The organism is Cellulomonas bogoriensis 69B4 = DSM 16987, from assembly GCF_000767165.1.
GTDB classification, from domain to species: domain Bacteria; phylum Actinomycetota; class Actinomycetes; order Actinomycetales; family Cellulomonadaceae; genus Actinotalea; species Actinotalea bogoriensis.
Window position 1 is genome coordinate 1 of record NZ_AXCZ01000111.1, and the last position, 8,897, is coordinate 8,897.

Annotated in this window: 9 protein-coding genes; 6 read left to right on the top strand and 3 right to left on the bottom strand. The window is 72.2% G+C overall.

Features of this window, described 5'->3' with window-relative positions; genetic code table 11:
* From N869_RS10225 to N869_RS10250, 6 genes are all read left to right on the top strand, one after another.
* Window positions 1-713 (top strand): polyprenyl synthetase family protein (locus N869_RS10225; RefSeq protein WP_198026037.1); only part of this gene is annotated, 713 nt, incomplete at its 5' end.
* 49 nt (window positions 714-762) lie between these two features.
* On the top strand, window positions 763-1,662 hold the full coding sequence (locus tag N869_RS10230; protein WP_232229693.1) for a phytoene/squalene synthase family protein: 900 nt from the start codon (window positions 763-765) through the stop codon (window positions 1,660-1,662).
* Between the two features lie 17 nt (window positions 1,663-1,679).
* Window positions 1,680-3,356, top strand: coding sequence for a phytoene desaturase family protein (gene crtI / locus N869_RS10235; RefSeq protein ID WP_035061114.1), 1,677 nt, complete (start codon window positions 1,680-1,682; stop codon window positions 3,354-3,356).
* The gene (locus N869_RS10240; protein WP_035061115.1) at window positions 3,353-3,706 is read left to right on the top strand and encodes a lycopene cyclase domain-containing protein; all 354 of its coding nucleotides are present in this window, start codon (window positions 3,353-3,355) and stop codon (window positions 3,704-3,706) included. Before crtI ends, N869_RS10240 begins: the two co-directional genes overlap by 4 nt.
* Window positions 3,703-4,044 carry a lycopene cyclase domain-containing protein gene (locus tag N869_RS10245; RefSeq protein WP_232229694.1) on the top strand — a complete coding sequence of 114 codons (342 nt, stop codon included), beginning with the start codon at window positions 3,703-3,705 and terminating at the stop codon, window positions 4,042-4,044. Before N869_RS10240 ends, N869_RS10245 begins: the two co-directional genes overlap by 4 nt.
* Window positions 4,041-4,928 (top strand): prenyltransferase, encoded by an 888-nt coding sequence (locus N869_RS10250; protein WP_035061117.1) that lies wholly within the window; start codon window positions 4,041-4,043, stop codon window positions 4,926-4,928. Before N869_RS10245 ends, N869_RS10250 begins: the two co-directional genes overlap by 4 nt.
* Before the next feature lie 99 nt (window positions 4,929-5,027).
* On the opposite strand, the gene N869_RS10255 is transcribed toward N869_RS10250, so the two are convergent.
* From N869_RS10255 to N869_RS10265, 3 genes are read right to left on the bottom strand one after another with little or no spacing between them, the layout of a single operon-like run.
* The gene (locus tag N869_RS10255; RefSeq protein ID WP_035061120.1) at window positions 5,028-6,338 is read right to left on the bottom strand and encodes a TolB family protein; all 1,311 of its coding nucleotides are present in this window, start codon (window positions 6,336-6,338) and stop codon (window positions 5,028-5,030) included.
* A gap of 2 nt (window positions 6,339-6,340) precedes the next feature.
* Window positions 6,341-7,552 carry a TolB-like translocation protein gene (locus N869_RS10260; protein WP_156968486.1) on the bottom strand — a complete coding sequence of 404 codons (1,212 nt, stop codon included), beginning with the start codon at window positions 7,550-7,552 and terminating at the stop codon, window positions 6,341-6,343.
* A 16-nt stretch (window positions 7,553-7,568) separates the two neighbouring features.
* Entirely contained in the window at window positions 7,569-8,654 is a 1,086-nt protein-coding gene (locus tag N869_RS10265) for a TolB family protein (RefSeq protein ID WP_198026038.1), read from the bottom strand.
* Between the last annotated feature and the right edge of the window lie 243 nt (window positions 8,655-8,897).

Genomic DNA, 8,897 nt, shown 5'->3' on the forward strand with positions numbered 1-8,897 from the left:
CCGAGGCCACCGCGGTGCTCGCCGGCGACCTCGCCCTCAGCCGCGCCCACCGCCTGGTCGCCGGCGTCGACCTGCCCGCCGCCCGGCGCAGGGACCTGCTGGACCTCATGGACGAGACCCTCCTGGTCTCGGCCGGCGGTGAGCTGGACGACACCGCGTTCGGCCTGGGCCTGCACAGCCCCGGAATGCAGGAGGCCCTGCGGGTCTGCGAGTCCAAGACCGCCATGTACTCCTTCAGGGCACCCCTGCGGGCCGGGGCGATCCTCGGTGGCGCCCGCCCCGACGTCGTCACCGCCCTGGACGGGGCCGGCAGGCTCCTGGGACGCGCGTTCCAGCTGGTCGACGACCTGCTGGGGGTGTTCGCCCCTGCCGACGTCATCGGCAAGAGCAACGTCAGCGACCTGCGTGAGGGCAAGCTCACGGCCCTCGTCCTGCATGCCCGCCACCGCGGGGAGTGGGCCGAGGTCGCCCCGCACTTCGGCCGCGAGGACCTCGACGACTCCACCGCCACGTGCATGCGCCGCTCCCTGGCCAGGTCCGGCGCCGCGGACGCCGTCGCGGACATGGTGCGCACCGACCTGGCCGCCGTCGACGACTCCACGACCCGCCTGCCGTCCGCCCTCACCCCTGTGCTCGGTGCCGTCACCGGCCAGGTGAGGGCGAGCCTGGACGAGGTGATGGTGCACGTGGACCAGGCGCGCTGGCACCACTGAGCGTGCACCGCCGAGCGAGGACGACCGTGCTGACGAGGAGATGGGGACGATGAGCAGGCTCACGCTGTACGGGCAGGTCGCCGAGAAAGCCGCAGACCTCGTCGTGCGGGAGTACTCCACCAGCTTCGGCATGGCCACCCGCCTGCTCGCACCCTGGTGCCGGGTCCACGTCCGCAACATCTACGCCCTGGTGCGCCTGGCCGACGAGGTCGTCGACGGCGCCACCGAGGAGGCCGGGGGTGACGTCGACGCCGCACGACGACTCCTGGACCGCCTCGAGGAGGACACCGACGAGGCGATCGCCACCGGGTACTCCACCAACGTGCTCGTCCACGCGTTCGCCGCGACCGCCCGCGAGGCCGGGTTCGCCACCGAGCTCACCGCCCCGTTCTTCGCGTCCATGCGCACCGACCTGCACCGCACCGTCCACGACGCCCAGTCCCTGGCCGACTACGTGTACGGCTCGGCCGAGGTCGTGGGCCTGATGTGCCTCAAGGTGTTCCTCCTGGAAGAGCCCGCCGCCGTCCGGGCCGCCCGCTACACCGAGCTCACCCCCGGGGCCCGCGCCCTGGGCGCCGCGTTCCAGAAGGTCAACTTCCTGCGCGACCTCGCCGACGACGCCGACCGGTTGGGCCGCCGCTACTTCCCCGACATCGACCCCCAGCACCTCACCGAGGCAGAGAAGGACGAGATCCTCTGCGACATCAACGACGACCTGCGCATCGCCCGCGCAGCCATCGCCGACCTGCCCGCCCAGGCACGCCGCGCCGTCGCCGTCGCCGCCGGCCTGTTCGGTGAGCTGAGCTGCCGCCTGGCCGCCACCCCCGCCGAGCAGATCATCCGCACCCGCGTCAGCGTCCCCACGCCCGTCAAGCTGAGGGTCGCCGCCCGGGCCCTGCGCGACCGCGGGACCCCCGCACCCCACCCCACACCCACGCCCGTCGGATGAACCCACCAGGAGCACCCGTGGAACCCGCAGCAGCTGCACCCCGCGCCGTCGTCATCGGCGGGGGCATCGCCGGCCTGGCCACCGCCGCACTCCTCGCCCGCGAGGGCCACACCGTGACCCTCCTCGAAGCACGGGACGACGTCGGTGGGCGAGCCGCCACCTGGCGGCGCGACGGCTTCACCTTCGACATCGGCCCCTCCTGGTACCTCATGCCCGAGGTGTTCGACCACTTCTTCCGGCTGCTCGGCACCACCACCGCCGAGCAGCTCGACCTGGTGCGCCTGGACCCCGCCTACCGGGTCTTCTACGAGAAGCACGACCCCCTGGACGTCCGCTCCGACCTGGAGGACACCGTCCGCCTGTTCGAGCAGGTCGAACCCGGTGCCGGCAAGAAGATCCGCGCCTACCTCGCGTCCGCGACCCTCACCTACCGCACCGCGCTCGACAACTTCCTCTACACCACGTTCGCGTCCCTGCTGCCCCTGGCCAACAGCGACGTCACCATGCGCGCCCCCCTCCTGCTGCGCCTGCTCACCCAGTCGCTCGAGGCCCGCATCGCCGCCACCGTCACCGACACCCGCCTGCGCCAGATCCTCGGCTACCCCGCCGTGTTCCTCGGGTCCGCCCCCAAGCTCACGCCCAGCATGTACCACCTGATGAGCCACCTGGACCTGGTCGACGGGGTCCTCTACCCCCAGGGCGGGTTCGGCCGGCTCATCGGGTCCATCCACGACCTCGCCGTCGCCCACGGCGTCGACGTCCGCACCGGGGCCCGCGCGCTCGCGGTCACCACGGCCGCCACGTCCGGGCGCACCGGCCGGTCCCGTGTGGCGGGTGCGTTGCCGGGGCGGGCGCCGGCCCAGGCCACGGGGGTGCGGTACCAGGACGCCTCGGGTGCGGTGCACGACCTGCCTGCCGACGTGGTGGTCTCGACCGCCGACCTGCACCACACCGAGCAGGACCTGCTGCCCCCGCACCTGCGCACCCGGTCGCGCCGGTGGTGGCGCAAGCAGGTGCCGGGCCCGAGCACGGTGATGGTGTACCTGGGGGTGCGGGGGTCGCTGCCGCAGCTGGCGCACCACAGCCTGATGTTCGCCGACAGCTGGGACGAGACGTTCGAGCGGATCTTCGCGCCCCTGGGCCCGGAGCCGGTGACCATGCCCGACCCGACATCGGTGTACGTCAGCCGCGTCACCGACACCGACGCGGGTGCCGCACCCGAGGGCCACGAGAACCTGGTGATCCTGCTGCCCGTGCCCGCCGACCCGCGCCTGGGCCACGGCGGCGTCGACGGTGGGGGCGACCCGTGGGTCGAGGCCCTGGCGGACGCGGCCATCGCGCAGATCTCTGCGTGGGCCGACGTCCCGGACCTCGCCGAGCGGGTCGTGGTGCGGCGCACCCTGGGCCCGGCCGACTGGGCCGAGGACCTCGCCTCGTGGCGTGGCACGGCCCTGGGCCCGGCGCACACGTTGCGCCAGAGTGCGATGTTCCGTGCCGGGAACACGTCCAGGAAGGTCGCGGGCCTGTACTTCGCGGGCGGGTCGGTGATCCCCGGCATCGGGTTGCCGATGTGCCTGATCAGTGCCGAGCTCGTGGTCAAGCGGTTGCGCGGCGACACGTCCACGGGCCCGCTGACCGAGCCGTCGGCGCCCGCCCCGGGGCCGGTGCCCACCTCTGCGGGGGGCGGCGCATGAGCGTCGCGTACGGCGTCGCGCTCCTGATCTCGTTGACCGGTATGACCGTGCTGGACCACCGGTTCCGGCTGTTCTTCTTCCAGGACGCGCGCCGCGCCGCGGTGGTGCTCGTGGTGGGGGTGCTGTTCTTCCTGGCGTGGGACGCGGTCGGCATCGCGCAGGGGGTGTTCTTCATCGGTGACACCCCGTACATGACGGGTCTCGTCCTGGCCCCCGAGCTGCCCGTGGAGGAGGTCGGGTTCCTCACGTTGCTGTGCTACCTCACGATGAACCTGTACGCGGCGGCCTCCCGGTGGGTGGCGGGCCGCCCGGTGGACGTCCGCGCGGCCCGGGCCAAGGAGGACGCGTGACCACGTACATGCTGATCAACGCGGTGTTCCTGCCGGTCGCCGTGGTGGTGCTGCTGGTGGCCAGGTGGCGCACGGGCCGCCCCGGCCTGAGGGCGGTGGGGCTGGTGACGGCCGTGCTGCTGGTCATGACCGCGGTGTTCGACAACATCATGATCCGCACCGGCCTGGTGGCCTACGACGACGACCTGCGCCTCGGGTGGAGCATCGGGGTGGCACCGGTGGAGGACTTCGCGTACGCGGTCGCCGCGGTGCTGCTGCTGCCGGCCCTGTGGCACCTGCTCGGGCCCCGCGACCTCACCGGCGACCGGGCCGCTCGCGACGGGCAGGGGGCACGATGACCGCCGCCGGGGCGGGCCCGGGGACGACCCTGCGCCAGCTGACCCTCAGCTCCCGGCCCCTCAGCTGGGTGAACACCGCCTACCCGTTCGCGGCCGCCTACGTGATGACCACCGGGCGGGTGGACGCCGCCCTGGTGATCGGCACGATCTTCTTCCTGATCCCGTACAACCTGCTGATGTACGGCATCAACGACGTGTTCGACCACGAGTCCGACCTGGCCAACCCCCGCAAGGGCGGGGTCGAGGGCGCGCTCCTGGACCGGCGTCTGCACCGGGTGACGTTGCTGGCGGCGACCGTCCTGCCGATCCCGTTCGTGGCGTGGCTGGTCGCGAACGGCACCACCGCGTCGGTGCTGGTGCTGGCCGGGTCGTTGTTCGCGGTGGTCGCCTACTCGGCGCCGGGGCTGCGGTTCAAGGAACGCCCGGTCCTGGACTCGCTCACCTCCAGCACCCACTTCGTGTCACCGGCTCTGTACGGTCTGGTCCTGGCCGACCAGGGCATCGGCGCCGGGGCGGCGCTGATCCTGGTGGCGTTCTTCCTGTGGGGGATGGCCAGCCACGCGTTCGGTGCGGTGCAGGACATCGCCGCCGACCGCGCCGGTGGCATCGGGTCCGTCGCGACCGTGCTCGGGGCGCGCACCACGGTGCGTGTGGCCCTGGGGTGCTGGGTGGCTGCCGGCCTCCTCATGCTCGCCGTCCCCTGGCCCGGGCCGCTGGCCGCGGTGCTCGTCGCCCCGTACGTGGCGCTCGCGTGGCCGTACCGGTCCGTGCCCGAGGAGTTCGCCCACGAGGCCAACCGCGGGTGGCGGCGGTTCCTGTGGGCGAACTACGTCGTCGGGTTCCTCGTCACGATGCTGCTCATCTGGACGGCCCTGCGCGGCTGACGCGCGCTCCGCGCCGCGCGAGGTCGGTGGTCCCGTCCATCGGCACCGCCCAGCAGCGGGATCGTCCAGCGACGTGCTCTCATGGGTGCCTCCTTCGGCTTACGTGCAGTCCGGGACGTCGGTGACGTACTCGAGGCTGTGGTGGCGGGCGGCCTGCACGACGGTGCCCCAGCCCAGGGTGTTCGATCGCTGGGAGCGACCCGAGGAGTCCCTGTAGTAGAAGGGGATGCTCAGGGGGACGCGGTGGCGGACGAGCCTGACGACCTGGTCCATCTGGACGGCCCACCCGGGCCCGCAGACGCCCCACGGCAGCAGCTCGGGGTCCAGGTCACGGGGCCAGGTGTGGCCGAACTCGACGTGCATCAAGCTCTGGCGGGCGCTGTTGTGCCAGGAGGGTGGGGCGTCGGGGTCGACCTTGCGGTACAGGTAGACCAACGTCATCTCCGGTGTCGGGTCGGGTTCGCGTGCGGGCCGCCACGCCACGTCCCAGCACTCGGACTCGAGGACCAGGTTGTCGACCTGCCCGTCGATGGTCATGGCGATGCACGAGCCGTGGAACTCCTCGTCGTACTCGTGGTAGGTGAAACCCTCCGCCTTGACCGCGAGGCGCTCGCCCTCAGGTGACCAGGTCACCCGCGAGGGGAAGTCGAAGTCGTCAGGGAGCAGGACGTGGTCGGTGCCGTCCGCGGCGGAGTGAGCCACGCGACCACCGGACAGGTAAGCGATGCGTGTGCCGTCCGGGGACCAGATCGGCTTCCCGCCCCCGGGGATCAGGAGCTCTCCGGGTGGTGGGGTGCTCCCGTCGGCGGCGACGACGCGGATCCCACCGGGTCCGCCGTAGGCGATGCGGTCACCGTCGGGGTGCCAGGCCGGGTCCCGGCCGGTGTAGCCCAGGTCCCGGATGTGCTCCCCGTCGGCCGCGGAGATCACCCGGTTGCCGCTGGCGATCTCTGTCCCGTCCGGTGACCAGGACAGCCCCGCCAGGTCAGGGGTCCCCAGGCTGTGCCACGAGCAGTCGGCGAGCGAGGCGACGACCAGCCCGACCGGTCGTCCCCAACCGTCAATCGGCGTGAACGCCAGCATGCTCCCGTCCTGCGACCATGCCAGCTCGTCGCCGGGGTTGCTCGGGATGAAGGTCAGCTCATTGAACGGGCGGGAGAAGTGGCGCATGCACGGGGCGTTGTACCCCTGCCCGTAGGCCACCGCGAACTCGTCCTGCACACCGGTGGGGATGATGGTGCGGACGTCGTCCTGGGTCGAGGTGCCGTCGGCGGCTCCGCTCTGGGCGACAGCTGGGGTCAGGGGCGTGACCGCCAGGGTCAGGGCAAGCAGCGGGACGGCGCCACGCCGCACGATCGTGCCCCACGAGCGTCGTGTCGTGTCCGGGGCGGGGGGCCGCGTCGTGGTCATGATCAGTCCTCGCAGTCCGGGACGTCGGTGAGGTACTCGAGGCTGTGGTGGCGGGCGGCCTGCACGACGGTGCCCCACCCCAGGACGTTGATCGAGAACTCCCTGCTGATGCGTTGCGGTACGCGGTGGCGCGCCAGGTTGGTGGTCCAGTCGATCTGCACCGCCCACCCCGGCCCGCAGACCTCCGGGGGGAGCAGTGCGGGGTCGAGCGTGATCGGCCACGCGTGCCCGAACTCGACGCTGATCAGACGCTGGGGGCCACTGTTGCCCCATGACGGGGGCGCGGTCGGGTCCAGCCTGGGGTAGGCGTACACCAAGGTCATGTCGGGCGTCGGGTCCGGGCCCTGCACCGGTCGCCATGCGGGGCGGGTGCAAGGTGTGGCGCCGCCGGTCTGCCGCACGAGCTCACCGTCGGTCGTCACGACGGGGCACACCACAGACATCACGAGTCCGGACGGGAGCTCGTAGGAGCCCGCGTAGAGGAACTGGGTGCCGTCCGGCGACCACACCACCTCGCTGACGTCCCGCACCCGATCGGGTAGGACGACCTCGTCGCTCCCGTCCGGTGTGGAGTGCGCGAGCCTCCCGGTCGATGTCGCGTACGCGAGCCGGGTGCCGTCGGGCGACCAGTCCGGACCTGCTGCCTGCGGGACGATCAGCTCACCGTCGGGGGCCGTGCTGCCGTCCGCAGCAGTGGTCCGCACCCCGTCCGTGCCCACGTAGGCGATCACGCCACCATCGGGGTGCCAGGTCGGTGAGGGCAGATGCACGCCGCCGACGTCGGCGACGGTGCGCAGCGTCTCACCGGTCTGGGACGAGACGACGACGAGGTCCCCGCCCCGCACCAGGGCGATCTCGGTGCCGTCCGGTGACCAGGCCAGACCCCGGTGCTGGGAGTCGCCGAGCCCCCGCCAGCTGCAGTCGGCGAGCCTGATCACCACGACGTCGTCACCGCCGCCTCCGGCGCGGGTCGCCTCGACGGCCACGTGCGTGCCGTCGGCCGACCAGGCGATGCCGCCGCCATCCGGCACGAGGTTCAGCGGCGTCCACGGAAGGGTGAGCAGGCTCCTCACGCACGGGACGTCCAGGGTGGCCTGGTCCACCTTGGTGATCTCACCGTTGTCGCCCGGGAACTGGGCGGTGGCCGGTGGTGCGATGAGGACGGTCGCCACCGCGGTGGCGAGCATCATGAATGGCCAGCGGCGTGCTCTCATGGGTGCCTCCTGAGGGTCACGGGCAGTCGGGTACGTCGACGAGGTACTCGAGGCTGTGGTGCCGGGCGGCCTGCACGACGGTGCCCCACCCGAGGATGTTGGTGGAGCGCTCGCGGCTGATCTGATGGGGTACGTGGTGGCGTGCCAGGTTGGTGGTCCAGTCGATCTGCACCGCCCACCCCGGTCCGCAGGCCTCCGGTGGGAGCAGCGAGGGGTCCGGCGTGGCCGGCCACGCGTGCCCGAGCTCCACGTGCCAGAGGGTCTGGTTCCCGCTGTTGTGCCAGGACGGCGGGGCAGCGAGGTCGTTCTTGCGGTACAGGTACACCAGGGTCATGTCCGGGGTGGGGTCGGGCTCGTGCGGTGGCCGCAGGGCCATGCCGTTGCACTGCGACGAGAGCGGCATCTGGTCGAGCTCGCCGTCCAACGTCACGGTGACGCACGCGCCCCCCAGGATCTCGCCGGCCTCCGGGTGGTCGACGGACCCCACGAACGTGAGCCGTTGGCCGTCCGGGCTCCACCCGACCTGGTCGGGGTAGGAGAACATCTCGGGGAGCAGGACCTCGCCGCTTCCGTCGGCTGCGGCGTGAGCCGCCCGTAGCCCGGTCCCGTAGGCGATGCGGGTGCCGTCCGGTGACCAGGACGGTCGGTGACCCCCGGGGATCAGCAGCTGTCCTGGGTCCGGGGCGCCGGAGTCAGCGGCGACCACCCGGATGCCATCGGGCGCGGTGAAAGCGATGAGGTCACCGTCAGGGTGCCAGGACGGGTGGCTGCCACCATGGCCGAAGTCACGGACCACCTGGCCGTCGTTCGCAGAGACGACCTTGTCGTCGACGGCGATCTCCGTGCCGTCGGGCGACCAGGACAGCCCTTGGGGACCGGTGTCGGTCAGCACCCGCCAGCTGCAGTCCGCCAACGTGATCACGCCCATCTCGAGGGTCCCGAACATCCCCGAGGCGCTGAGGGCGAGTTCGGTCCCGTCCGGCGACCACGCCATGCCACCGACGGGGGTGAGGGTCAGGTCGGTGTGGACGGCCTCGCGGGGGCTGCGCACGCAGGGCGCGCGGTAGCCCCCGGAGTACCCGAGGGCGATCTCGTCGCTCACCACGGTCGAGTCCGTGGTGCTCCCGGGCGCTGGTGCCGCCGGTGCGACGCCGGGTGCGGCGAGGTGAGCGCTCGCCGGCAGAACGGTCGTTGCCGCGAGTGCGGCGACCAGGGCTGGGACGACGCTGCGCCGCAGAGCGCGCCGCGTCGTCGATGGGCCACGGACAAGGGACGGGGGTCGCCTGCTGACCATGATCACTCCTAGCAGTCGGGTACGTCGATGAGGTACTCGAGGCTGTGGTGG

Bases quoted from the DNA above. Each gene is read 5' to 3' on its own strand.
- N869_RS10255 (WP_035061120.1), bottom strand. From the start codon at position 6,338: ATGACCACGACGCGGCCCCCCGCCCCGGACACGACACGACGCTCGTGG.
- N869_RS10250 (WP_035061117.1), top strand. From the start codon at position 4,041: ATGACCGCCGCCGGGGCGGGCCCGGGGACGACCCTGCGCCAGCTGACC.
- N869_RS10230 (WP_232229693.1), top strand. From the start codon at position 763: ATGAGCAGGCTCACGCTGTACGGGCAGGTCGCCGAGAAAGCCGCAGAC.
- N869_RS10240 (WP_035061115.1), top strand. From the start codon at position 3,353: ATGAGCGTCGCGTACGGCGTCGCGCTCCTGATCTCGTTGACCGGTATG.
- N869_RS10260 (WP_156968486.1), bottom strand. From the start codon at position 7,552: ATGAGAGCACGCCGCTGGCCATTCATGATGCTCGCCACCGCGGTGGCG.